The following is a 705-nucleotide window of genomic DNA, read 5'->3' on the forward strand; positions in this document are numbered from 1 at the left end:
CCGCTGGTGGCGGGTGAGGTCGTCACCATCGGCCACCCCATCCCCGGCGCCCACACCTGGGTCCTCGACCAACACCTACAACCCGTACCCACCGGCGTCCCCGGCGAACTCTACATCGCCGGACCACTACTCGCCCGCGGATACCACCACCAACCAGCCCTCACCGCCGAACGCTTCATCGCCTGCCCCTACCAACCCGGCACCCGCATGTACCGCACCGGCGACCTCGTCCGATGGCAACCCGACCACACCCTCCAACACCTCGGACGCACCGACTTCCAAGTCAAAATCCGCGGCCAACGCATCGAACTCGGCGAAATCGACACCACCCTCACCACCCACCCCACCGTCGACTACGCCACCACCATCGGCCACCACGACACCAACGGAAACCACACCCTCACCTCCTACGTCCTCCCCACCCCCCACCACACCATCGACACCACCACCCTCACCCAACACCTCACCACCCACCTACCCCCCTACATGATCCCCACCACGATCATCCCCCTCGACCACCTCCCCCTCACCCCCACCGGAAAACTCGACCGCACCGCACTCCCCACACCCCAACCCACCAACCCCACCCCCTACCGACCACCCCAAACCCCCCTCGAACACACCCTCACCCAAGCCTTCACCGACATCCTCCACACCCCCACCATCGGACTCGACGACTCCTTCTTCACCCTCGGCGGCGACAGC

1 protein-coding gene is annotated in these 705 nt (G+C 66.1%); it reads left to right on the forward strand.

Features of this window, described 5'->3' with window-relative positions; genetic code table 11:
• Positions 1-705 (forward strand): AMP-binding protein (locus tag ACT89H_RS29425; RefSeq protein WP_445111928.1); only part of this gene is annotated, 705 nt, incomplete at both ends.

The sequence above is a fragment of the Nocardia aegles genome (assembly GCF_052545135.1).